At 62.0% G+C, this 21,335-nt stretch carries 25 protein-coding genes; 13 read left to right on the forward strand and 12 right to left on the reverse strand.

Annotated features, from left to right (window positions below):
- Positions 1 to 41 precede the first annotated feature (41 nt).
- Entirely contained in the window at positions 42 to 1,541 is a 1,500-nt protein-coding gene (locus tag K1X12_RS05650; RefSeq protein ID WP_220986648.1) for a flavin-containing monooxygenase, read from the reverse strand.
- Positions 1,542 to 1,700: 159 nt separating this feature from the next.
- On the opposite strand from K1X12_RS05650, the gene K1X12_RS05655 reads away from it, so the two are divergent.
- Both K1X12_RS05655 and K1X12_RS05660 read left to right on the forward strand, forming a co-directional pair.
- On the forward strand, positions 1,701 to 2,183 hold the full coding sequence (locus K1X12_RS05655) for a hypothetical protein (protein WP_220986649.1): 483 nt from the start codon (positions 1,701 to 1,703) through the stop codon (positions 2,181 to 2,183).
- Entirely contained in the window at positions 2,183 to 2,428 is a 246-nt protein-coding gene (locus tag K1X12_RS05660; RefSeq protein WP_220986650.1) for a helix-turn-helix domain-containing protein, read from the forward strand. The genes K1X12_RS05655 and K1X12_RS05660 overlap by 1 nt, the downstream gene beginning before the upstream one ends.
- On the opposite strand, the gene K1X12_RS05665 is transcribed toward K1X12_RS05660, so the two are convergent.
- Positions 2,425 to 3,246, reverse strand: a complete 822-nt coding sequence (locus K1X12_RS05665) for an inositol monophosphatase family protein (RefSeq protein WP_220986651.1) — start codon at positions 3,244 to 3,246, stop codon at positions 2,425 to 2,427. The genes K1X12_RS05660 and K1X12_RS05665 overlap by 4 nt on opposite strands.
- Positions 3,247 to 3,417: 171 nt before the next feature.
- Between K1X12_RS05665 and K1X12_RS05670 the strand changes: the two genes are divergently transcribed.
- Complete coding sequence (locus tag K1X12_RS05670) at positions 3,418 to 3,717, forward strand: DUF4282 domain-containing protein (RefSeq protein ID WP_220986652.1); 300 nt, start codon at positions 3,418 to 3,420, stop codon at positions 3,715 to 3,717.
- Positions 3,718 to 3,726: 9 nt separating this feature from the next.
- Here K1X12_RS05670 and thiE read toward each other — a convergent pair whose 3' ends face one another.
- On the reverse strand, positions 3,727 to 4,404 hold the full coding sequence (gene thiE / locus K1X12_RS05675) for a thiamine phosphate synthase (protein ID WP_220986653.1): 678 nt from the start codon (positions 4,402 to 4,404) through the stop codon (positions 3,727 to 3,729).
- A 108-nt stretch (positions 4,405 to 4,512) separates the two neighbouring features.
- Between thiE and K1X12_RS05680 the strand changes: the two genes are divergently transcribed.
- Positions 4,513 to 4,785 carry a DUF2798 domain-containing protein gene (locus tag K1X12_RS05680; RefSeq protein WP_220986654.1) on the forward strand — a complete coding sequence of 91 codons (273 nt, stop codon included), beginning with the start codon at positions 4,513 to 4,515 and terminating at the stop codon, positions 4,783 to 4,785.
- Between the two features lie 19 nt (positions 4,786 to 4,804).
- Here K1X12_RS05680 and K1X12_RS05685 read toward each other — a convergent pair whose 3' ends face one another.
- The 6 genes from K1X12_RS05685 to gap form a co-directional block, all read right to left on the reverse strand.
- Positions 4,805 to 5,035 carry a DUF1272 domain-containing protein gene (locus K1X12_RS05685; RefSeq protein ID WP_220986655.1) on the reverse strand — a complete coding sequence of 77 codons (231 nt, stop codon included), beginning with the start codon at positions 5,033 to 5,035 and terminating at the stop codon, positions 4,805 to 4,807.
- A gap of 6 nt (positions 5,036 to 5,041) precedes the next feature.
- Positions 5,042 to 7,132 carry a M3 family metallopeptidase gene (locus tag K1X12_RS05690; RefSeq protein ID WP_220986656.1) on the reverse strand — a complete coding sequence of 697 codons (2,091 nt, stop codon included), beginning with the start codon at positions 7,130 to 7,132 and terminating at the stop codon, positions 5,042 to 5,044.
- A gap of 132 nt (positions 7,133 to 7,264) precedes the next feature.
- Positions 7,265 to 7,558 carry a TFIIB-type zinc ribbon-containing protein gene (locus tag K1X12_RS05695; protein ID WP_220986657.1) on the reverse strand — a complete coding sequence of 98 codons (294 nt, stop codon included), beginning with the start codon at positions 7,556 to 7,558 and terminating at the stop codon, positions 7,265 to 7,267.
- Between the two features lie 109 nt (positions 7,559 to 7,667).
- Positions 7,668 to 8,561, reverse strand: a complete 894-nt coding sequence (locus K1X12_RS05700; protein WP_220986658.1) for a fructose bisphosphate aldolase — start codon at positions 8,559 to 8,561, stop codon at positions 7,668 to 7,670.
- 91 nt (positions 8,562 to 8,652) lie between these two features.
- Complete coding sequence (locus K1X12_RS05705; protein ID WP_220986659.1) at positions 8,653 to 9,849, reverse strand: phosphoglycerate kinase; 1,197 nt, start codon at positions 9,847 to 9,849, stop codon at positions 8,653 to 8,655.
- 114 nt (positions 9,850 to 9,963) lie between these two features.
- Positions 9,964 to 10,974: a type I glyceraldehyde-3-phosphate dehydrogenase gene (gap, locus tag K1X12_RS05710; protein ID WP_220986660.1), complete on the reverse strand. Its 1,011-nt coding sequence runs from the start codon at positions 10,972 to 10,974 to the stop codon at positions 9,964 to 9,966.
- Between the two features lie 196 nt (positions 10,975 to 11,170).
- On the opposite strand from gap, the gene K1X12_RS05715 reads away from it, so the two are divergent.
- Positions 11,171 to 12,112: a DMT family transporter gene (locus K1X12_RS05715; RefSeq protein ID WP_220986661.1), complete on the forward strand. Its 942-nt coding sequence runs from the start codon at positions 11,171 to 11,173 to the stop codon at positions 12,110 to 12,112.
- A 128-nt stretch (positions 12,113 to 12,240) separates the two neighbouring features.
- Here K1X12_RS05715 and K1X12_RS05720 read toward each other — a convergent pair whose 3' ends face one another.
- Together K1X12_RS05720 and secA are read right to left on the reverse strand one after the other, a co-directional pair.
- The gene (locus tag K1X12_RS05720; RefSeq protein ID WP_220986662.1) at positions 12,241 to 12,642 is read right to left on the reverse strand and encodes a hypothetical protein; all 402 of its coding nucleotides are present in this window, start codon (positions 12,640 to 12,642) and stop codon (positions 12,241 to 12,243) included.
- Positions 12,643 to 12,758: 116 nt separating this feature from the next.
- A complete protein-coding gene (gene secA, locus K1X12_RS05725) occupies positions 12,759 to 15,512 on the reverse strand; it encodes a preprotein translocase subunit SecA (RefSeq protein WP_220986663.1) in 2,754 nt (917 codons plus the stop codon).
- Positions 15,513 to 15,692: 180 nt separating this feature from the next.
- Between secA and K1X12_RS05730 the strand changes: the two genes are divergently transcribed.
- From K1X12_RS05730 to K1X12_RS05745, 4 genes are read left to right on the forward strand one after another with little or no spacing between them, the layout of a single operon-like run.
- Positions 15,693 to 16,604, forward strand: coding sequence for a peptidylprolyl isomerase (locus K1X12_RS05730; protein WP_220986664.1), 912 nt, complete (start codon positions 15,693 to 15,695; stop codon positions 16,602 to 16,604).
- Positions 16,601 to 17,851, forward strand: a complete 1,251-nt coding sequence (argJ, locus tag K1X12_RS05735; RefSeq protein WP_220986665.1) for a bifunctional glutamate N-acetyltransferase/amino-acid acetyltransferase ArgJ — start codon at positions 16,601 to 16,603, stop codon at positions 17,849 to 17,851. Before K1X12_RS05730 ends, argJ begins: the two co-directional genes overlap by 4 nt.
- Positions 17,848 to 18,306 (forward strand): 8-oxo-dGTP diphosphatase MutT, encoded by a 459-nt coding sequence (gene mutT, locus K1X12_RS05740; RefSeq protein WP_220986666.1) that lies wholly within the window; start codon positions 17,848 to 17,850, stop codon positions 18,304 to 18,306. Before argJ ends, mutT begins: the two co-directional genes overlap by 4 nt.
- Positions 18,263 to 18,442, forward strand: a complete 180-nt coding sequence (locus K1X12_RS05745; protein ID WP_220986667.1) for a Flp family type IVb pilin — start codon at positions 18,263 to 18,265, stop codon at positions 18,440 to 18,442. Before mutT ends, K1X12_RS05745 begins: the two co-directional genes overlap by 44 nt.
- A 5-nt stretch (positions 18,443 to 18,447) precedes the next feature.
- Here the strand turns inward: K1X12_RS05745 and K1X12_RS05750 are convergent, their stop codons facing one another.
- Complete coding sequence (locus tag K1X12_RS05750) at positions 18,448 to 19,371, reverse strand: methyltransferase domain-containing protein (RefSeq protein ID WP_220986668.1); 924 nt, start codon at positions 19,369 to 19,371, stop codon at positions 18,448 to 18,450.
- Between K1X12_RS05750 and K1X12_RS05755 the strand changes: the two genes are divergently transcribed.
- The 4 genes from K1X12_RS05755 to K1X12_RS05770 all read left to right on the forward strand — a co-directional run bounded on the left by K1X12_RS05755 (position 19,370) and on the right by K1X12_RS05770 (position 21,328).
- Positions 19,370 to 20,140 (forward strand): ComF family protein, encoded by a 771-nt coding sequence (locus K1X12_RS05755; protein WP_225907887.1) that lies wholly within the window; start codon positions 19,370 to 19,372, stop codon positions 20,138 to 20,140. The two genes, K1X12_RS05750 and K1X12_RS05755, sit on opposite strands and share 2 nt — an antisense overlap.
- A gap of 68 nt (positions 20,141 to 20,208) precedes the next feature.
- Positions 20,209 to 20,469 carry a glutaredoxin 3 gene (gene grxC, locus K1X12_RS05760; protein WP_220986669.1) on the forward strand — a complete coding sequence of 87 codons (261 nt, stop codon included), beginning with the start codon at positions 20,209 to 20,211 and terminating at the stop codon, positions 20,467 to 20,469.
- 15 nt (positions 20,470 to 20,484) lie between these two features.
- Positions 20,485 to 20,937 (forward strand): DUF1178 family protein, encoded by a 453-nt coding sequence (locus K1X12_RS05765; RefSeq protein WP_220986670.1) that lies wholly within the window; start codon positions 20,485 to 20,487, stop codon positions 20,935 to 20,937.
- A gap of 88 nt (positions 20,938 to 21,025) precedes the next feature.
- Positions 21,026 to 21,328, forward strand: a complete 303-nt coding sequence (locus tag K1X12_RS05770; protein ID WP_220986671.1) for an aa3-type cytochrome c oxidase subunit IV — start codon at positions 21,026 to 21,028, stop codon at positions 21,326 to 21,328.
- The last annotated feature ends 7 nt before the right edge of the window (positions 21,329 to 21,335 follow it).

Here is a 21,335-nt window from a genome sequence, read left to right on the forward strand (position 1 = left end):
AGGGCTTTGCCTGTCCAACACCTGCTCGCGATTTTGCGAACCTACTCGGCGGCTTGTAGGGCGGGTTTTGCCGCGGCGGCCTTGGCCGGGACGTGGAACTGGATGACGCCGTCTTCGATTGGCAGTTCCCGGAGGTTTTTCTTGTCGGTGAAGTAGCTCTGATGGAGCTTCCACGGGGCCTCGGTGTGTTGGCGGGGGAACTGGTCCATCACGCGCTGGAAATAGCCCGAAGAGAAGTCCACGAAGGGCTCTGTCTCATTCGGGAAGGCGGCGAGATAGGGCATGGCCGAGGTCGCGCCCTTCTGGTCCATCAGGTTCAGCAGGCGGCAGACATATTCGCTCGTCAGGTCTGCCTTCAGGGTCCAGGAGGCGTTCGTGTAGCCGAAGGTGACGGCCATATTCGGCACGTTCGACAGCATGACGCCTTTATAATTCAGCAGACGGCCGGGATCGACCTTTGCGCCATCCAGGCTGACATTGACGCCGTTCATGAAGACGAGGTTCAGGCCGGTGGCGGTGACGATGATGTCGGCTTCCAGCTCCGTGCCCGATTTGAGCAGGATGCCTTTTTCCGTGAAGCGCTCGATATGGTCTGTCTCGACGCTGGCCTTGCCCGATTTCAGGACTTTGAAGAGATCCGAATCCGGAACGAGGCAGAGGCGCTGTTCCCACGGATTATAAGTGGGCGTGAAGTGTTTCTCCACGTCATAATCCGGCCCCAGCTCCTCGCGCACCATGCCGAGCAGGCGCTCGCGCGCCTTTTGCGGGTTCTTTCTCGTCTGGCCGAAGAAGAATTGCTGGAAGGCGACGTTGCGCCAACGGATCAGGTTGTAGGCCCATTGGTCGGGCAGGATGGAGCGCAGGAAATTTGCCATCTTGTCGACCGCCGGGCGGGAGACGACATAGGTAGGCGAGCGCTGCAGCATGGTAACATGGGCGGCCTTGTCGGCCATCGACGGCACCAGCGTCATCGCTGTGGCGCCCGAGCCGATGACGACGACTTTCTTGCCCGAATAGTCGAGATCTTCCGGCCAGTGCTGCGGGTGGATGATCTGGCCACTGAAGGCTTGTTCATTCGGGAAATCGGGGCGGTAGCCCTCATCGTAGCGATAATAGCCGCCGCACATGAACAGGAAGCGGCAGGTGGTTTGTTCCTGAGCGCCGGTTTTCACGTTCTCGGTCGTGACCGTCCACATCTGGTCGGCGTCCGACCAGTCGGCCGCGACGATCCGGGTGCTGAAATGGATATGCTGGCGGATGCCGTATTGGTCTGCCGTCTGGTTCACATATTTCCGGATCGAAGGGCCGTCGGCGATCGCCTTGGCTTCTGTCCAGGGTTTGAAATTGTAGCCCAGCGTGTGCATGTCCGAATCCGAGCGGATGCCCGGATAGCGGAAGAGATCCCATGTGCCGCCGATGCCTTCGCGCGCTTCATAGATGCGGTAGCGCTTGCTGGGGCAATGCTTGCCAAGATGAACGGCTGCGCCAATGCCCGAAAGGCCGGCGCCGATGATGAGAACGTCTGTGTCGAGCTGGGTCATGGGCGGCAGACTACGCGAATTTGGCTGAATGGAAATACGTGACGCGCGCGTCACCTTGAGTCGGCTGGCATTTGCCGTGCCAATAGGTTTGAAAAATGCCCATTGATTTAAGTAAGACCTAAAATTATTTAGGTCTTAGTTGGAACAATGGGTGTATCGATGAACTTGTCCCCTAAATTGCGTGGCCGGATTGGCCTTGGCACCAAAGTGCTGGTTGTTGTCCTGACACTGGCGCTGATCAGCGACAAATCCGGCGAGCTTCGCAGCCTCGATTTCACTATGGGCGACCTCTGGGCAAATCTTGGCGCGATCTTCGGCTTCTGGGTCTCGATCCTGGCGCCTGGCTTTTATCTCTGCGCGTTGTGGGCGCTGGGCGCGTTTTTCAGCAAGTCCGCTGAGGACGAGGAGTTTGGCGCGGCGATGGTGAAAAGCCTTAGGGAAGTGGGGCAGAACCTGCTGATTGGCGCGGTGGCCGCGATCCTCATCCATCCGACTTTGACGGTGTGGATGGATATCGGCTTTCGCGGCGTGCGGATCACGACCGACATTGCCGCCATCACCATCGGTCTCATCGGGATTGCGCTCTACCTGTTGGCCGAGACGGGCAAGCGGCTGCGCTTCGAGCTGGAGCAGTTCATCTGATGCCAGTGAAGGTCACGATTGATGTGATGCTGGCGCGCCGGAAGATGACCGCGCGGGACGTGGCCGCGCGGATCGGGCTCAGCGAGACGCAGCTGTCGCTGCTGCGCACGGGCAAGGTGAAGGGGATGCGGTTCGAGACGCTGGCGCGGCTGTGCTATGTGCTCGATTGCAAGCCGGGCGAGCTGATCGATTATGACATGGACCCGGCAGACCTGAACGGCCCGGGGGAGGGCAGCGGGGACTAGACCTTCGCGGCGCGGCCGAAGGAGGCGGCGTGGCGCAGCTGTTCCTTCACGCCGGCGAGGATGTCTTCATTGCCGGCCACGATGTCGCCGGTTTTCAGCACGTCGCCACCATTGATTTCCTCAACGATGCCGCCTGCTTCGCGCACCAGAACCATGCCGGCGGCAACATCCCAAGGCTTCAGGCCGTGTTCCCAGAACCCGTCGAAACGGCCAGCGGCAACCCAGGCGAGGTCCAGCGCGGCAGAGCCATAGCGGCGGATGCCGGCGGTGGCGGGCGTCATGGCGGCCATTTCGCGAGCGAAGGTGATGTGGCTTTCCTCGCTGCGACCCATCCAGGGCGTGCCGGTGGCGATGACGGCTTCGCCCATCTTCTTGCGGGCGGCGACGCGCAGCTTGCGCTGTTCCAGCCAGGCGCCGCGGCCGGTTTCGGCCCAGAAAATCTCGTTCTTGGCAACGTCGAACACGACGCCTGTGAGCAACTGGCCGTCGCGCTCCAGGGCGATGGAGACGGCATAGTGGGGCTGGCCGTGGAGGAAGTTCAGCGTGCCGTCGAGCGGGTCGACGATGAATTTGTTGGATTTGTCAGTGCCTTCGACGATGCCGCGCTCTTCCATCACGAAGCCATAGCCGGGGCGGGCCTTGGTGAGGCTGGTGTAGATGATCTCTTCGGCGCGCATGTCCGCATTGGTGACGAAGTCTGCCGGGCCCTTGCGGGAGACCTGCAGGTTCTCGACTTCACCGAAATCGCGGGCGAGGCTACGGCCGGCAGCGCGGGCTGCGGCGATCATGACGGTGCCAACAGGTGAGGGTTTCGACATGGGAACGGCTCGTCTCGGATACGGATTTCGGGCGGGAGCGGGCGGCGTAAGCCTTTGAAGCCTCAGGGTCAAGGCGCGGGGGCATAATCACCCGCCAGCCTTTCTGAGAGGTTGCCGTAGAGGTCAACTCAATTCAATCTGGACTTCCACGAATGGAAAAGGGCTGAAATCATGATCAACTACTTTATTGGCTTCGACAAGCTGATCGGCACCAAGCTGATCACCATCCTTTATTATCTGGGTCTGCTTGGCATCGCGCTGGGCATCATTGCCGGGGTGCTCAGCGGCCTTGGAACGATGGTGAGCTACAGCTTCTTCGGCGGCATTGGCCTGGTGATCGGCTCGATCATCGGCGGTGTGCTGGCGGTGCTGTTCTGGCGCTTTATGTGCGAGCTGTACCTGCTGTTCTTCCGCATGGCGGAAGATGTCCGTGAGATCAAGAACGGCAAGACGACAGCTACGACCTTCTGAGGCGCGCTTTTATCGAGGCGCTTCGGCAAGCTGATCGAAGATCTGGTTGAAGGCCCTGACCGCTGTGGCAGGGCCTTCTTCATGCGCCCAGACACCGGAAGACACAGCCAGGAAATCTGCCCCGGCGGTGACCAGGGGAGCAGCATTGGCGACCGTAATGCCGCCAATGGCAACGCAGGGGATCAGCATGGCGGCCTGCCAGACGGTGAGCAGCTCTGCCTCGGCAGGCACGGTGCCTTCCTTGGTGGTGGTGGGATAGAAGGCGCCAAAGGCAACATAGTCAGCGCCGTCTTCGCCTGCCTGCATGGCGCGGTGATAGGAATTCTTGGCGGTGGCGCCGACGATCGCATCCGGTCCGAGCAGAGTGCGGGCCGCTTTGACGGGCATGTCGTCCCAGCCGACATGGACGCCGTCTGCGCCAAGCTCGCGGGCAAGCTCGGCCGAGTCGTTGATCAGCACGGCGACACCCGCTTCCTGGGCCATCTCAGTCACGGCGAGACCGACTTCCCTTGTGGCCTGCATATCTATCATGCCGTCAGCGCCCTTGAGGCGCAGCTGCAAAGAGGCCACATCGCCCGCGCCGAGGGCGTCCTTCAGCGACTTTCCGAAGGCCTGCATATCCGCAATCTGTGGCGGGGTGATGAGGTAGAGGCGCGTGCGGGCGCGAGGCGGTGCTTTGTCGGTCATGGCAGCTGCCTGTGCTGTGGCCGGAGAGGGAAGTCAACGCAGGGTGTGGGCCTCTTGTCAGACTATCATAAAGTTCCATAAAGGAACTAACATCTCAACGGAGACTTCATGTCCAGGAAACTGCCTGTCCGCCTTTTTCAGCCTCTGTTCGGCCTGTTCATGGCGTTTTTCATGAGCTTTCTCATGTCCGGCGCGATCACTGCGATCAATATCGGCTTTCCGGCAGACTTCGCCAGCCGCTGGATGCACTCCTGGGGGCTGGCTTTCATGCTGGCCTATCCGGCAATCCTGATCGTGGCGCCAATTGCCCGGCGCCTGACACTGAAACTCGTCGAGTCGCCGTTTGCGCCTTCGGTTCCAGTCGCCGGCACCGAAGGCTGAAAGCGGGGAGAGGGGCGTTTCAGCCCTTCTTCGGCACTCGTTGGACGCTGGCAGGATTTTTCGCCAGTGCCGCCCCCCGGCGCATCGGCCGGGGCTCCAACTCCCCCCGGCAATTGGGGCACACGCCGTCAAGCTCACCATCGGCGCACTCGTCGCAGAAGGTGCATTCGAAGGAGCAGATGAACGCGCCGGGTTCATCGGGCGGAAGATCCCGGTCACAGCATTCACAATTGGGGCGCATCTCAAGCATGGCGGCCTATTTCGTTCCCTTGTCGCTGGCTGCGTTCAGCAGCAGCTGTTCATAAGCTTCCGGCGACCAGTCGCGGCCTAGGAAGTCGTGGATCAGCTCAGCGGCCGGTTTTGACGAGCCGGGCGCCAGCACAAGATCGCGATACCGCGCTGCCGTTTCCGTGTCACGCAGGCCGTTCTGCTGGAATTGGGAGAAGAGGTCCGTCGAGATCGCGAGCGACCATTGATAGGTGTAGTAGATCGCCGAATAGCCGTCGAAATGGCCGATGCTGGCATAGGGATGAACATCGGGCACCTGTTCGAAGGGGCTGAGGCGGTCCGAATGGCCCTTCATCACGCCGAGAAGATCCACCTCCGATGGGGGCAGGTCGTAATAGTCGAGTGATGTGTTTGCGATGACCAGCTGGCGAAGCGTGCCCACGCCTTTGCCGAAATTGCGGGCGGAGTTCATCTTGGCCACCAGTTCGGGCGGGATCGTGTTGCCGTCGGCATCAACGGCGAACTTCGACAGGGTTTCATAATCCCAAACCCAGTTCTCCAGCATCTGAGACGGGGCCTCGATGAAATCCCATTCAATGGTGCCCATGTTCAGGCTGGCATAGTCGGGCTGGCCGGAGAACATGACATGGATGAGGTGTCCGAATTCATGCAGGAAGGTTTCAACCTGGATATGCTCCATCAGCCCGGTTGAATGATCCCCGGCGGGGAAGTTGCAGACGAGGGCGGCCACGGGCACGCCGTCGCTTGTCGGGCCAAGGCGGACGGGGAAGGCGGCGGCGTGTTTGAACTTGCCTTCGCGCGGATGCATGTCGAGGAAGAAGCGCCCGATCAGAACGCCGTCCCTGAGCATCTCATGCGCCGTGACGCTTTCATGCCAGACAGGCGCATCGGTCCAGTCGCGGACTTCCACGCCGAACAGATCCTCTACCAGTGAGAATATCCCTTCACGGACATTATTGTAGGCAAAATACTGGCGTACTTCCTGAGAATTCAGGCCATAGTCTGATTGGCGGATCTGTTCAGCCAGATAGGCGCGGCTCCAGTCTCCGATGGCTGTGGCATCCGGCTCGGTTTCATGCTTCTTGGCAAGCAGGCGGGCGAACTCGATTTCCGATGCATTGCGGGCGGCAGCTTCCACTTCGCTCAGGAAGGTGCGCACGGTTTCCGGCGAGCCGGACATCTTGTCTTCGGTGATATAGGCCGCGTAGTTCGGGTAGCCGAGCAGGCTGGCCAGCTCATAGCGCTTCTCCAGCAGGCCGCGCAGCGGGGCAACGTTTTCCGGATATGCCCGCAGCCCGTTTGCGCGGGCGAGCTCCTTCTTCATTTCATCATTCGGGGAATAGGTGAAGACTGGTTGGGTGTCGGGATAGTCCGTGGTGAGGGTGACGAGCCCATCGCCGCCGGGCGCGTGGGCGTCGATATAGTCCTGCGGCATGCCGGCGAGGGCTTCGGGCGCGACTTTGATGGAGCCCTGGATTTCCCGGAGGTTTCGGTTGAACTCGGTACTGATTGCCGTCAGTTCCGCGTTCAGGGCGACAATCTTTTCACGGGTGGCGTCATCCTCGTCGACGCCAGCGCGCCGGTAGTCGCGTAATGTGCGCTGCAGCAGCCATGCAGAGCGGGAATCCAACGCGGAAGCATCGATTGAAGCGAGCCTGTCATAGATGGGCCGGGAGAGGGCGATCCGGGTTGTCAGGTTTGCCGCCTGCTGCTGGCAGGTTTCTCCGGCGGATCGGATGTCCGCATCCGGATTTGTTTCGGCGATGAGGCCTGCTTCGCCCAGGCCGACGGAGTAGACGAGATTGCTCAGCAGATCGAGATCCTGAAGGTCTGCGATGCCCGCATTGCCAGCGCGCCCTTCCAGATCGGTGAGTATCCGTTCACTGAGGCCAAGGCCGCCCGTGCAGCGGGCTGCAAACTCGGCCGCCGAGGCCGGATTGGTGTCGATGTCTGCGATCATCAGAAGCGCTGTTTCACGCAGTGCGGGCTCTTCTGCGGCAGGCACAAGCTCCGTTGCGGGCGTGCTGGTGGCGCAGGCGCCCAGCAGGATGAACCCGGCGAGGGCGGCTGAAGCAAGCAGGCTGTTTCTGGTGTTCATGACATGTCCCCTTGTCCTGGCAACGGGCTGTCATGCCCGCGTGGCATTGGGGGAGTATGGCTACGCGAACCGGGCGAAGTCCAGAATTCAGTTTACGTACCGTTGTGCATCGACCGCACGCGGCAAGGGCGATCAGAAGTCGAACAGGTCGCTCAGGAAGCTGTCGCGCCTGTGGCGCTTGCCTTTCCGGTATTTCCAGTCGTCGTCATCGTCATAGCGATGGCTGCGGTCTTCATCGCGGTAGTGTTCCGGGCGGTGGGCTTCTGGATGTGGCGCCGGGGCGGGGATGACGGTAGCGGCGCGGTCAATGATCTTGTCGAGTTCGCCGCGGTCCAGCCAGACGCCGCGGCACTTCGGGCAATAGTCGATCTCGACGCCATTGCGCTCAGCCATGACCAGGGTTTCATCATCGACGGGACATTTCACGGGCAGCCGGCTCCTTCAGGCATTAAAAAGGCGCAGCGGACAGGCCGCTGCGCCTTCTGAAATGGGGCTTCCTTCCGCGCCCTCAAGAGGCGGGGCGGCGGAAAGGCGATCAGCCGGCCTTGGAAGCTTCGCAGATGCAGTCGATCGTGTCGGCGAGCACGGCATCAAAATCGCTGTCAGCCTGCTGGGCGGAGAGACCTTCGGTCAGCGCGCGCGAGAAGGAGGCGATGATGCCCGTGTTCGCGGCGAGCTTGTTGTTGGCTTCTTCGCGGCTGTAGCCACCCGACAGGGCGACAACGCGCATCACGCGGGGATGGTCGACCAGCGGCTTGTAGAGGTTGGCTTTGGTCGGCAGCGACAGCTTCAGCATGACCTGCTTGTCATGGCCAAGGGCGTCGAGTTGTTTCAGGATCTCAGCGAGGAGAATCTCTTCGGCTTCAGCCTTGTCGGCGATGGTGATGGTCACTTCCGGCTCGATGATCGGCATCAGGCCATGGCCGAGAATCTGGCGGCCGACATCGAATTGCTGAGCGACGACAGCAGCAATGCCTTCGGCGTTTGCGGCGTTGATGACCGAGCGCATCTTGGTGCCGAAGATGCCTTTGGCAACGGCGCGCTCGAGCAGGGCGTCCAGCTCAGGCATCGGCTTCATCAGCTGCACGCCGTCTTTCTCGTCGGCGAGGCCTTTGTCGACTTTCAGGAAGGGAACAACGTTGCGCTTCGTCCAGAGATATTCAGCGGTCGGAATACCGTCGATCTCGCCATCCATCGTGCGCTCGAACAGGATTGCGCCGACGACTTTCTCACCGGTGAAGGCCGGCGATTTGATGATGCGGGCGCGCATCTGGTGGATGAGGGCGTACATTTCCTCGTCGTTGGAGTAGGCGTCTTCCTGAACGCCGTAGAGGCGCAGGGCTTTCGGCGTGGAGCCGCCCGACTGGTCAAGAGCTGCGATAAAGCCAGGCTTTTCGGCAACCTGCTTTGCCATGTCTGCGTTTGTCATGTCTGTCCCGGTAAATGCTTGTGTTGATCTGTGTGATGGGGCTGGTGAGTTGGTTGCGGCGCCCCTTGCAAGAAGTGCGCCGCATCCGAAACTATTTCAGGAGCGCCTCAACGCCCGGCAGTTCCTTGCCTTCCATCCATTCGAGGAAGGCGCCGCCGGCGGTGGAGATGAAGGTGAAATCGCCGCTGACACCGGCATGGTTGAGGGCTGCGACCGTGTCGCCGCCGCCGGCGACCGCGATCAGCTTGCCGCTCTTGGCGAGGCTGGCGGCCGCTTCAGCGACTTTCACCGTTGCCGTGTCGAAGGGCTGAAGCTCGAAGGCGCCCAGCGGGCCATTCCAGATCGCCGTTTTCGCGCGGGCGAGGGCGTCGGAGAGATATACGATGGTTTGCGGGCCGGCATCGAGCACCATTTCATCGGCGCCGATTTCACCCAGGCCGCAGACGCGATTGTCCGCATGCGCCTTGAACTCCTTCGTCACGACGACATCCTTGGGTAGAAGGATTTCGCAGCCGGCAGCCTTGGCAGCGGCCTGGATCTCGCGGACAGTCGGGGCCAGGTCATGCTCACAGAGCGACTTGCCGACATTGACGCCATCTGCGGCGAGGAAAGTGTTGGCCATGCCGCCGCCAATGGCGAGCATGTCCACCTTCGAGACGAGGTTTTTCAGGAGGTCGATCTTGGAAGAGACCTTCGCGCCGCCGACAATCGCCATCACCGGGCGCTGGGGCGCGCCAAGGGCTTTGTCGAGTGCGTCGAGTTCGGCTTCCATCGTCACGCCTGCATAGGCAGGCAGGATCTCTGCCAGAACCGCAGTGGAAACGTGGCGGCGGTGAGCGGCGGAGAAGGCGTCGTTGACGTAGATGTCGCCAAGAGCAGCGATTTCCCTGGCCAGCTCGGGATCGCCTTTTTCCTCGCCTTTATAATAGCGGGTGTTTTCCAGGAGGATCACGCCGGCGGGCGGCAGGTCGGCAATGGCCTGTTTGACGTGATCACCCTTGCAGTCTGCGATGAAGCTGACATTGGCGCCGAGCACCTTGGAGAATGCGCCGGCGACGGGCGCCAGGCTCATTTCGGCAACGCGCTCGCCCTTGGGGCGGCCGAAATGGGCGAGCAAGGCCACCTTGGCGCCTGCTGTGCGCAGGGACTGAACTGTATCGACGGCAGCCCGCAGGCGCGTATCGTCAGTCACCAGACCATTTTCCATGGGGACGTTGAAGTCGACACGAACGAGCGCAACCTTGCCAGTGAGGTTGCCTGCGTCGGCGATACGTTTGAACGAGGGCATTTCAATTCTCCGCTGTCCTCCGCATCGGAACGGAGGGCTCGTGAAGCCATGTTGAAGTGCCGCCGCAGGCGCCCCCGCCAGTCGCAGGAGGCGCGAGCGGCGGGGGAGGGCAGATCAGATCAGCTTCGCAAGCGCGATGGCGGTGTCGGCCATACGGGTCGAGAAGCCCCACTCGTTGTCATACCAGGTCATGATGGAGACGAAGTTTCCATCCATCACCTTGGTCTGATCGAGGTGGAAGATCGAAGAGCGGTTGTCGTGGATGAAGTCGACCGAGACGTTCGGAACTTCGGTGTAGCCGAGGATGTCTTTCAACGGGCCGGCGTCAGCCGCTGCCTTGATGGCAGCGTTGATTTCTTCGACGGTCGTGGCCTTTTTGGCGACGAATTTCAGGTCGACGACCGACACGTTCGGCGTGGGTACGCGGACGGAAATGCCGTCGAGCTTGCCTTTGAGTTCCGGCAGAACGAGGCCGACAGCCTTGGCAGCGCCGGTCGAGGTCGGGATCATCGAGAGCGCAGCGGCGCGGCCACGGTAGAGATCCTTGTGCATCTGGTCGAGCGAGGGCTGGTCATTCGTGTACGAATGGATGGTCGTCATCATGCCTTTTTCGATGCCGACGGCCTTGTGCAGGACAGCGGCGACCGGGGCGAGACAGTTCGTGGTGCACGAGGCGTTGGAGACGACCATGTGCTCTTTCTTGAGCTTGTCGTGGTTCACGCCGTACACGACCGTCAGGTCTGCGCCGTCAGCGGGGGCCGAGACGAGCACGCGCTTTGCGCCAGCAGCAAGGTGAGCCGAAGCCTTGTCCTTGCTGGTGAAGATGCCGGTGCACTCCATCGCAATGTCTACGTCGAGTTCGCGGTGGGGCAGGTCTTTCGGGTCGCGGATCGCGGTCACGAGGATCGGCTTGCCGTTGATGACAATCTTGTCACCGTCGACCGTCACGTCTGCGGGGAAACGACCATGGATCGAGTCAAAACGCAGCAGGTGCGCATTGGTCTCAACCGGGCCCAGATCGTTAATGGCCACGACTTCAATGTCGGTACGGCCGTGCTCGATAATCGAGCGCAGAACCAGACGGCCAATGCGGCCGAACCCGTTGATTGCAACACGAACGGTCATCTTTATTTCTCCTCTCGGGCGAGCAAATTCACAGCTTTGCGCCCCTTTAAATGGGTGTGGTTGCCCCGTCCACCCCGCACTGTGCGGCACCGCGACGCGAAACGGGACAAAACGGATTTCTGCCTTGCTGCTTGCAAGCTGCGTGCTAGTCCGGAGGTGTTCAAGGCCGGGACTGACAACCAGCGGGAGGACAACGATGACAATGCCCTCGACGCCGGCGGTCGCAGCATCCCGGCGCCCCGCAATCGTCTGGCTAATCTTCATCGCGCTGACGATCCTGTGGGCGGGCGCCTACGGCCTGACCCGGATTGCCGTGGGCAAGGACACGGGCGCCGGCCTGCCGCCAGAATGGGTGTTGCCCGGCCGGCTGACCGGGGGCGCCATCTTCCTGCTGCTCCTGATGCTGGCGACGGGAAAACGCCTGCCGCCACTCAGCGACCGGCGCCGCTGGGGCGTCATCGTGGCGATGGGGATCGCCGGATCGCTGGTCCCGTTCTTCCTGATTACCGTGGCCCAGCAGAGCGTCGATTCGAGCCTGGCGGCCCTCTACACGGCCGCTGCGCCGGTCTTTGTGGTGCTGGGGGCAACCTTTTTCTTCGCCGATGAACGGATGACGCGGAATACCGGCCTCGGAATTCTCTGCGGTTTTGCCGGGGTGGTGGCCCTGTTCGGGCCAGAAGCCGTGCAGCATTTCGGATCGGCCAGCATGACAGCGCAGCTGCTGCTCCTCATGGCGACACTGTCCTTTTCGGCCAGCACGCTGATTGCGCGGGCAGCCCCGACGATGGACGCGATCCCGATGGCGGCAGGGTTTGTCTCGGTTTCGGCAGTGCTTTCCTGGCCGCTCGTGTTTACCGTGGATAAGGCCGCCGTTTCAGCCGATTGGCACCATTGGCTGGCCGTGGCGGGTCTGGGGCTGGGCCCGTCTGGCATCGCCCAGGCGCTCTACATGGCCCTGATTGCCCGGGCAGGGGCAACGTTCCAGTCGCTGACGGGCTATTCTGTACCTGTGGCAGGCGCAGCGTTTGGCTGGCTGTTCTTCCGCGAGACACAGAGTTGGAATGCCGCGTTGGCCTTCGGGCTGATCCTGGGCGGTGTCTGGCTTGCGCGGCGGGGCGGACGGGGCCGACAGGGCTGAACTTATCCACGGGATAGGCACTCGCCTGTCAGGGGAAAAAATTGAGGCCGCCCGACCGAAAAAGCTCAAAAAATGCTCCAAGGAAAACTCCAACGGCGGGGCGAAAAACTCCAACCGTCCTCCAAGGATTACTCGGTCAGCGCCGGGCAGCGGGTCCATTGTTTGGCGCGCGCCCAGTCCGAGCGGATGCCGGAGGCGTCCTTGCCAGCGAGCAGGAACGCATCGTCTCGCACCCAATCGGTGACCAGCGTGGCGCCATCTTCGCGCCACCAGGGGAAGCGGCCGTCGAAGGCCTTCACATCCCAATTGCCCATATCGCCGCCGGGCGTGCGTACATGGATCGTGTCTTCATCGACCGCTTCGATGATCGCCGGATTATCGCAGCTGACCTGCGGGACGTTGACGATGACATCTTCCCCGTCCGGAAAGGCGATCTGGTAGCGACCGACAAAAGGCGCGGCGTCGGCGGGCTCCACATCGGCAAGGGCTGGGAGGGCGAAAAGGGCGGCGAGGCCGAGAAGGGGGAGCATCTGTTTCATACAGGCACGGTAACGCGCGCCAGCGCGCGCGGCTTCCCCCTGAAACGGGGTACGCCCCGCCTTGAGGGGCGGGGCGCAGCAATTTCTCTCAGCTCTCAGAGTGCCGATCAGGCTTTCTGGGGGACGATGGCGCCGTGGCAGTATTTGTACTTCTTGCCCGAGCCACAGGGGCAGGCGGCGTTGCGCGGCGTGTTCGACCAGTCGTCTTCAGCCTGATGGAGTGGCTGGCCGGGCGGGGTCGAGGTATCGTCCGGGTCCATCTCGTTGACGCCGGTATCGGGATCGAGCTTGGTCTCGTGCATCTGCTGGGGCGGCGGCGCAACCGGCGCAGGACGCGGCGGCGGCGCGGTGGCTGGCTGCTGCGCCGGAGCCTGTTGCACGCGGATGTGCATCAGCGAGCGGGTGACGGTGGCGCGCAGTTCGTTCAGCAGGCCATCGAAGAGGTTGAAGGCTTCGCGCTTGAACTCGTTAAGCGGGTCACGCTGGCCATAGGAGCGCAGGTGGATGACCGAGCGGAGCTGGTCGATCTGCTGCAGGTGTTCGCGCCAGCGCAGGTCCAGCACCTGAAGCAGGAACTGCTTTTCGATGCGGCGCATCTGGGCTTCGCCCACCATGCCGATGAGGTCAGTATACTGCTTGTTGACAGCTTCGCGAACGCGCGCGGCGATTTCTTCGTTAGCCACGCCTTCTTCGGCAGCCCATTCGCGGACGGGAAGCTCGATGGCGAAATCGGTTTTCAGGCTCTCATCCAGGCCGGCAATATCCCACTGCTCGGCATAAGCCTTTTCTGGCATCGTGCGGGCAATGAGCGAATCGATCACGCTGTCGCGCATATCTTCGATCACATCGGAGACATCGTCGGAACGCAGGAACTCCAAACGCTGTTCGAAGATGGCCTTCCGCTGATCGTTGATCACGTCGTCATATTTGAGGACGTTCTTGCGGATCTCGTAATTGCGTTCCTCGATCTTGCGCTGCGAGGTTTCCATCGCCTTGTTCATCCAGGGATGGGTGATGCCCTCATCTTCCTTGATGCCCAGGCGGCGCATGACGGCGTCCATCCGGTCTGCTGCGAAAATACGCATCAGATCGTCTTCGATCGAGATGTAGAATTTCGACTTGCCGGGGTCGCCCTGGCGGCCCGTGCGGCCACGCAGCTGGTTGTCGATCCGGCGGCTTTCGTGACGCTCCGTGCCAAGAACATACAGGCCGCCGGCGTCCAGCGCCTGCTTTTTCTTGACTTCGATGTCGGCCTTGATCTGGGCCGACAGCAGCGAGATTTCGCCTTCCGAGAGTTCGTGGCCAAGGGCTTTTTCCTTGGCGGTTTTTTCCTGCTCGAGGCGCATTTCGAAGTTGCCGCCGAGCTGGATGTCAGTACCGCGGCCCGCCATGTTGGTGGCCACGGTAACGGCGCCGGGAACGCCGGCTTCGGCGACGATGAAGGCTTCCTGCTCGTGGTGACGCGCGTTCAGCACCTTGTGCGGAATGCGCTGCGCGGTGAGCAGGTGGGAGATGAGTTCGGATTTCTCAATTGAGGCAGTGCCCAGCAGGATCGGCTGGCCCTTGGCGTTGGCGGCGCGCACTTCCTTAATGATCTCGGCGTACTTTGCCTTGGCGGTACGGTAGACAACATCGTCCTCGTCGATCCGGAGAACAGGTTTGTTCGTGGGCAGATCAACGACTTCCAGCTTGTAGATGTCTGCAAACTCGGACGCTTCGGTCAGCGCCGTGCCGGTCATGCCGGCGAGCTTTTTGTAGAGGCGGAAATAGTTCTGGAAGGTGATCGAGGCGAGCGTCTGGTTCTCGGGCTTGATGTCGACCTTTTCCTTCGCCTCGATGGCCTGATGGAGGCCTTCGGAGAGGCGGCGGCCTTCCATCATCCGGCCAGTGAACTCGTCAATGAGCATCACCTGGTCGTCTTTGACGATGTAGTCCTTGTCGCGGCTGTAGAGCTTGTGAGCGCGCAGCGCCTGATTTGAATGGTGAACCAGGGTGATGTTGGACGGTTCCCAGAGCGAGCCTTCGAGCAGGCCCATTTCCAGCAGCCAGTTCTCGATCTTCTCGGTGCCGTTTTCGGTGAACACGACCGAGCGCTGTTTTTCGTCGAGTTCGAAATCGTCGGCCTCAAGGCGCGGGATCAGGCCGTCGACAGCGATGTAGAGCTCCGAGCGGTCGTCGGTCGGGCCGGAGATGATCAGCGGGGTGCGCGCTTCGTCGATGAGGATCGAGTCGACCTCGTCGGTAATGGCGAAGTGGTGTCCACGCTGGGCCATCTGGTCCAGCGAGTATTTCATGTTGTCGCGCAGGTAATCGAAGCCGAATTCGTTGTTCGTGCCGTAGGTGATGTCGGCAGCGTAGGCGGCCTTGCGCTCTTCATCGCTGATGCCGTGGACGATGATGCCGGTGGACATGCCGAGGGCGGCGTAAATGCGGCCCATCCACTCGCCGTCGCGGCGGGCGAGATAGTCGTTGACGGTGATGACGTGCACGCCTTTGCCCTCGAGGGCGTTGAGATAGGCGGCCAGGGTGGCGACAAGGGTCTTGCCCTCACCGGTGCGCATTTCGGCGATGGCGCCGGAGTGGAGGATCATGCCCCCCATCAACTGCACATCGAAGTGGCGCATGTTGTTGGTCCGCTTGGCAGCTTCGCGGACAACCGCGAAGGCTTCTTCAAGCAGGCTGTCGAGGCTGGCGCCGTCGGCCAGGCGTTTGCGGAACTCGGCCGTTTTGCCCTTCAGCGACTGATCGGAGAGGGCCTCCATGATCGGCTCAAGCGCGTTGATCCGGTTTACACGGGCCCTGAGCGGCTTGATCTTGCGCTCATTGACGGTTCCGAAAATCTTGCGGGCTATGGAAAGCATATAAGTAGCACCAACTAATTCGGGTAAAATTTCTAATCCTGACAGACATCTTACAGGACTTTTCCGGGTTCTCCCACCGCGCCTTTACCGGATGAAACCACTCGACCAGCGCGCGGGGCAGACTTAAGAACGCCGCCATGGGGTGTCAATGCGGTGGCGTCAGCCCGGGAGGACAGTCAGATGATCCGGATGAGTGCTGATTTTTCAGTCATTTGCGTTTCGATCGCAGCGCTTGCGCTGGGGGCGTGTTCGGATTCGGGCTTTCGGGTGGAACAGCCCCGGGAGGTGAACCGGGAAGTCGCCGCAACGGTCAATGGTGAGGCAATTTACACCTCGGATGTCGAATTGGAGGCAGTGGCGCGGGGGCTGGTGATCTCCGGCGCGGCGCTGAAGGTCGAGGATGAGGCCTATAAACAGGTGCTCGACCAGCTGATCGACCAGAAGCTGATGGCGCAGGAAGCCCTGCGCCGGGATCTCGACCGCGACCCGGCGGGCGTGCGCCGGCTGGAAATGGCGCGCGAGCGGATCCTCGGAAACCTGCTGGTCGAAAGCGTGGTGGCCTCGCAGGTCACTGACGAGATGATCGACAAGATGTATTCCGAACAGGTGCGCCTGCAGCAGGTGAACGACCAGGTGTCGGTGGCGCATATCGTGACGGAGACCGAGGAAGAGGCCGAGAAGGTCTGGCTGCGCATCCAAGCGGGAGAGACGTTCGAGAGCCTCGTGTTCAACAATTCCAAGGATAGCGCTACCCGAATGGAGAATGGCGACCTTGGCTATGTGGCGCCCAACAACCTGCCTGAGCCTTATCCGGTGATGATCGCCAATACGGCGGTGGGGGAGGTCTCCGCACCGTTCCAGGCGCCTGAAGGTTGGGTCATCCTCAAAGTGAAAGACCGGCGCACTGAGCCGCCCAAGACACGTGAGGAAATGCGCCCCGAAATTGCGACCTTCCTGACACTCAGCGAAGTCAGCCGCGTGCTGCGCCGGCTGCGCACCGAAGCGGTGATCGAGCAGGGGACAGGCAAGAACTACAGCCCGGCAAGCGATCCTGCCGTGCCGGGCAACCCCCTTACCGGAGACGAATTGTGAACCTGAAACCATCGCCCTTTGCACCGGCAACCTTTCCGAAGCTTCCCGATGTTCGCGGCCTGAGGGCGGTGGCTGGCAGCCGTGGGTTCTATGCGCGCCGGGGTATAGAGCGCGATGACGTGTTCCTGGTGGCGTTCGATCCGGGCACGACTTGTGGCGGGGTGTATACGCGATCGCTGACGGCGTCGGCGGATGTGCGCTGGTGCCGTGAAGCGCTGGAAAAGGGCGGCGGGAAGGCGGCGGCGCTGGTCGTCAATTCCGGCAATTCCAACGCATTCACTGGCCCGAGAGGCGTGCTGAAGAATGAAGCGACGCTGGCAGCCATGGTCGAAACGCTTGGCGTGGCGAAGGAAGAGTGTTTCCTGGCAGCTACCGGTGTGATCGGCGAACCGCTGGCCGATCCCAACTATGTCGGCGCGTTCGTCCCGGACCTTGCCTTGAAGCTGGATAAGCCGGACTGGGAGAAACTCGCCCGCGCCTTCATGACGACGGACACCTATGCCAAGGGCGCCGGGCTGACCGTAGACCTCGCCGGCGTGCCGACGAACTTTGCCGGGATTGCCAAAGGCTCCGGCATGATCGCGCCGAACATGGCGACGATGCTGGCCTATGTGTTCACCGATGCGCCCATCGCGCCAGCGCTGTTGCAAGACATCCTTGAGGACATCACCGACGAGACGTTCAACTCGATCACCGTAGACGGCGACACCTCGACCTCCGATACGCTGATGGTGTTCGCCACCGGCGCGACGGGCGACATTCCGATCGAGAGCCGCGAAGACCCGCGCTTCCCGGCCTTTGCCCATGCGCTGAAGACAGTGTGCCTCGACCTCGCCCATCAGATCGTCAAGGACGGGGAAGGGGCAAGCAAGTTCGTGACCATCCGTGTCGAAGGCGCCGTGGCGCACCTGTCAGCCAAGATCGTGGCGGAATCGATTGCAAACTCGCCGCTCATCAAGACGGCAATTGCTGCGGGTGACGCGAACTGGGGCCGGATCGTCATGGCGGTCGGCAAGGCGTTCGAGCCGGTCGACACCGAATATCTCGCCATCTGGTTTGACGATGTGCAGGTGGCCAAAGATGGCGCGCGCGCACCGGACTATGACGAGGCCGCCGCCAGCGCTGTCTTCGCCAAGGATGAATTCACGATCCGGGTCGACCTCGGCGTGGCGGGCATGGCCTGGACGGTTTGGACCTGCGATCTCACGCATGGATATATCGATATCAACGGTGCCTACCGGACATGAGCCACAAGTTGCTTCTGGTCGTTGCGGCCGCGCTGGTTGATCCCGGCGGGCGTATCCTGCTGGCGCAGCGGCCGGAAGGAAAGCAGCTGGCGGGCCTCTGGGAGTTTCCCGGCGGCAAGATTGATCCGGGCGAGACGCCAGAGGCCGCGCTGGTGCGCGAGCTGGCCGAAGAGCTGTCGATTACGGTTAAGGAAGAGGAACTGAAGCCGCTGACATTTGCGAGCTTCACTTACCCCACCTTTCACCTGTTGATGCCATTGTACGGGTGTGAAAGCTGGACCGGGGACATCCACCCGCGTGAAGGCCAGGCAATTGCCTGGGTGGAGCCCGAAAAGCTGCGAGAGTATCCGGCGCCACCGGCAGATATTCCTCTGTTCGACTGGCTTCTGGAGCAAGCGGAAAAGACCAAAGATGCGCCTGCTGTCCCCCCTTCTGCGCCGCTGGAAGCGCGATGATAAAGGCAGTACCGCTGTCGAATATGGTTTGATCGCCGCGCTGGTGGTGCTGGCTGTGGTCGGGGGCATGAGCTCCGTGGCAAGCGCCAACGACGATGTTTACTCGACAATTGAGGATAATCTGGTCGGCCTCTGAGCCTGTCAGGATTTCTCGTCAGAAGATCCGGCGCGACGCACAGCGTCCGCCATGCTTGCTTTGGCACTACCCGGCCGCAAGGGCTGAGGCTGGCCGGGGCCGGGTGCCCAACCAGACAGATGCACGATCTCGAAGGTGGCGCGCAGACGGCCATCGGGTTCGACGTAGCGTTCCTGATATAGCTCCATCGCGCGAAACAGCACGCGGCGCGGCAGCGGGCGGCCGACGCCCCGGGCGAAGGCGGCCCGCTCACCCATGCCTTTCAAGTCTTCAAACAGCTTTGCCGCCGACCGGTAGCGTACGGTGACGGTGTCCCTGTCCGCGACGGGCAGGGCAAAGCCTGCGCGCTGGAGCAGGCCCGCCATATCCCGCAGCCCTGGCAGAGGGGAGAGGCGGGGGCTCAGGCCGCCGGCAAGTTCGGCTTCCGCCTCGCTGAGAACGTCGCGAAGTTCAGCCAGCGTGCCCGCGCCAAAAAGGGCGCCGAGAAACAAGCCGTCCGGTTTCAGAGCGCGCCGGATCTGCATCAGCGCGCCGGGCAGATCGTTCACCCAGTGCAGCACGAGAGGCGAGACGATGAGGTCGAACTGACCTGCCTCGAACGGCAATGCTTCAGGATCTGCCTGGACGGTTTGCAGGCCGCGTTGGCGGGCAAGACCGAGGAAGGCGTCCGAGGTATCCCCGGCGACCATGCTGGCGGCCTTGCCCTGTGCCATGAGCGCTGCCGACAGGCTGCCGTCAGCGGCGCCAAGTTCAAGCCCGGCCTCGAAGCGGCGCGGCGTATCGGCCAGCCGCGCCTCAAGATCGCTCGACACCCGCTGCCTGAGGAAGTCATAGTCGTCAAACCGCTGGGCAAAGACCTGCCGGTGTTGCCGCAGCCGGGCTGCGTCAAAGATCTGGGGCGGAGCAGGAGCCTGAGAGGAGGGGAGCATGAGCGGGGATATGCAGGCTGGCCGCCTCGCGGCCAAGGGACTTTTGCGGCAGGCCCGGGATTTCCTCTGGCCGCCCAGGTCTCTGATCAGTGGGGATCGTGGCGAGGGCGCTGGCCCGCTGAAGCCCGAAGAGTTCCAGAAGATACGTTTCCTGACCGATCCGGTGTGCAACTGGTGCGGCGTGCCGCTCGACTATGATATTGGCCCCGAAGCGGAATGCCCGGCCTGTATCGCGCGGCCGCCGCGTTGGGACCGGGCGCGCGCGGCATTCGTGTATGATGAGGTTTCCCGGAGGCCAGTGCTGGACCTGAAGCGCGCGGGCCGCCGTGACGGGCTGGAAATCCTGGCAGGCTGGATGGCGCGTTCGGGCAGCCAGCTTCTGGAAGAAGCGGATCTGATCGTGCCAGTGCCGTTGCACTATACCCGGCTGATTAAGCGGGGCTTCAACCAGTCCGCCTGGTTGGCGCAGGCTGTCGGCAAAGGGACGGGCAGGCGAGTTTGTGTGGACGCGCTGAAACGTACCCGGCGGACACCGAGCCAGGCGGGCCTTTCCAACCGTGCGCGGCGGCGCAACGTGACCGGCGCGTTTGATGTGCGCGCCAGCCGCCACAAGTTGGTTGAGGGAAAGCGCATCTTGCTGATCGATGACGTGCTGACGACTGGCGCTACCCTGAACGCCTGTGTGCGCGCCCTGAAGCGGGCAGGAGCGCGGCAGATCGACGTTCTCGTGCTGGCGCGCGTTGTCCGCGAGGTGGACGTAACCATATAATCGTTTGGCGAGACCTCCGGCGCCAGTATATGCCGAGTGGTCCCGATGATATGAAAGGATTTGGCGCCATGGCGAAGGTGACGATTTATACCCGAGCGTTCTGCCCCTACTGTACGCGGGCTGTTCAGGTGCTGAAGGAGAAGGGCGTCGAACTCAACGAGATCGATGCCGGGATGGACCCGAAGCTGCGCGAGGAAATGATCCAGCGCTCCAATGGCGGGCGGACCTTCCCGCAGATTTTCGTGGGCGACCAGCATATCGGCGGTTGCGACGACATGATCGCGCTCGACCGGGCGGGCAAGCTCGACCCAATGCTCGCCAGCGCGTGAAGGGACTGCCCCGCAGTGATTCTCTACGCCCTTGCCTGCCAGGATTGCGATCATGAGTTTGAGGGCTGGTTTGCCAGCTCCGAAGCCTTTGAGCGTTTAGCCAAGCGGCGCCAGATCGATTGTCCGGAATGCGGTGGCCACAAGGTGGGCAAGCAGATCATGGCGCCGGCTGTGCGCCCATCTGATAAGGCATTGCCGGCGCGGGCCGAAGAGGAAGCGGCGCTGAAAGAGTTCGTGCGCAAGGCGCGGGAACATGTGTCGAAGAACTTCGACTATGTGGGCGACGATTTCGCCGAAGAAGCCCGCGCGATGTATTATGGCGAGCAGGAAGACCGCCCGATTTGGGGCGAGACAACGGCCGATGAGCGCGAAGCGCTGGCCGAGGAGGGCATTGCCGCCCTGCCGCTGCCGGCCCCCTTTGCGCCCAAGCCGCCGAAGGCCGCCAAGCGGAAACAGCCTCTAAATTGAACCCCGCGCGCTTTGCCGCGCTTGAACGCCGGGAGCGCCTTGGTTAGAAGGCGGGCGACCTGTAATTCCAAGACGTGGAGGGGCCCTCATGGCGAGCCAGGAATATCATCGCGGTGAAATGGACATCCACGCCCAGAAGGCGACTTGGGATGGCTTTATGGTCGGCTCCGTCTGGGGGTCGCTGATCATCATCATGACGTTGGGCTACGCTGCCCTGGCCATCGCAATCGGCTTGCACTGGGTTGTTGCCCTCGGACTGATGGCGATCCTCGGCTTTGGCGCCGGCATCTTCATGAACCTGGGCGGCCGCTGGATGGCCACAGTGGTGGTGATGATCGTCCTCGCGCTGATCGTGCAGGGCTTTATCTGGCTGTTCAACGTCTTCCTTTGAGGAATTC

Source organism: Hyphomonas sediminis, from assembly GCF_019679475.1.
GTDB lineage: Bacteria > Pseudomonadota > Alphaproteobacteria > Caulobacterales > Hyphomonadaceae > Hyphomonas > Hyphomonas sediminis.

Bases quoted from the DNA above. Each gene is read 5' to 3' on its own strand.
- K1X12_RS05680 (WP_220986654.1), top strand. From the start codon at position 4,513: ATGTCCAGGAAACTGCCTGTCCGCCTTTTTCAGCCTCTGTTCGGCCTG.
- K1X12_RS05770 (WP_220986671.1), top strand. From the start codon at position 21,026: ATGGCGAGCCAGGAATATCATCGCGGTGAAATGGACATCCACGCCCAG.
- K1X12_RS05690 (WP_220986656.1), bottom strand. From the start codon at position 7,132: ATGAACACCAGAAACAGCCTGCTTGCTTCAGCCGCCCTCGCCGGGTTC.
- gap (WP_220986660.1), bottom strand. From the start codon at position 10,974: ATGACCGTTCGTGTTGCAATCAACGGGTTCGGCCGCATTGGCCGTCTG.
- K1X12_RS05685 (WP_220986655.1), bottom strand. From the start codon at position 5,035: ATGCTTGAGATGCGCCCCAATTGTGAATGCTGTGACCGGGATCTTCCG.
- K1X12_RS05715 (WP_220986661.1), top strand. From the start codon at position 11,171: ATGACAATGCCCTCGACGCCGGCGGTCGCAGCATCCCGGCGCCCCGCA.
- K1X12_RS05660 (WP_220986650.1), top strand. From the start codon at position 2,183: ATGCCAGTGAAGGTCACGATTGATGTGATGCTGGCGCGCCGGAAGATG.
- grxC (WP_220986669.1), top strand. From the start codon at position 20,209: ATGGCGAAGGTGACGATTTATACCCGAGCGTTCTGCCCCTACTGTACG.
- K1X12_RS05665 (WP_220986651.1), bottom strand. From the start codon at position 3,246: ATGTCGAAACCCTCACCTGTTGGCACCGTCATGATCGCCGCAGCCCGC.
- K1X12_RS05700 (WP_220986658.1), bottom strand. From the start codon at position 8,561: ATGACAAACGCAGACATGGCAAAGCAGGTTGCCGAAAAGCCTGGCTTT.
- K1X12_RS05750 (WP_220986668.1), bottom strand. From the start codon at position 19,371: ATGCTCCCCTCCTCTCAGGCTCCTGCTCCGCCCCAGATCTTTGACGCA.
- K1X12_RS05705 (WP_220986659.1), bottom strand. From the start codon at position 9,849: ATGCCCTCGTTCAAACGTATCGCCGACGCAGGCAACCTCACTGGCAAG.
- K1X12_RS05670 (WP_220986652.1), top strand. From the start codon at position 3,418: ATGATCAACTACTTTATTGGCTTCGACAAGCTGATCGGCACCAAGCTG.
- K1X12_RS05745 (WP_220986667.1), top strand. From the start codon at position 18,263: ATGCGCCTGCTGTCCCCCCTTCTGCGCCGCTGGAAGCGCGATGATAAA.
- mutT (WP_220986666.1), top strand. From the start codon at position 17,848: ATGAGCCACAAGTTGCTTCTGGTCGTTGCGGCCGCGCTGGTTGATCCC.
- K1X12_RS05650 (WP_220986648.1), bottom strand. From the start codon at position 1,541: ATGACCCAGCTCGACACAGACGTTCTCATCATCGGCGCCGGCCTTTCG.
- K1X12_RS05755 (WP_225907887.1), top strand. From the start codon at position 19,370: ATGAGCGGGGATATGCAGGCTGGCCGCCTCGCGGCCAAGGGACTTTTG.
- K1X12_RS05720 (WP_220986662.1), bottom strand. From the start codon at position 12,642: ATGCTCCCCCTTCTCGGCCTCGCCGCCCTTTTCGCCCTCCCAGCCCTT.
- K1X12_RS05730 (WP_220986664.1), top strand. From the start codon at position 15,693: ATGATCCGGATGAGTGCTGATTTTTCAGTCATTTGCGTTTCGATCGCA.
- secA (WP_220986663.1), bottom strand. From the start codon at position 15,512: ATGCTTTCCATAGCCCGCAAGATTTTCGGAACCGTCAATGAGCGCAAG.
- K1X12_RS05655 (WP_220986649.1), top strand. From the start codon at position 1,701: ATGAACTTGTCCCCTAAATTGCGTGGCCGGATTGGCCTTGGCACCAAA.
- thiE (WP_220986653.1), bottom strand. From the start codon at position 4,404: ATGACCGACAAAGCACCGCCTCGCGCCCGCACGCGCCTCTACCTCATC.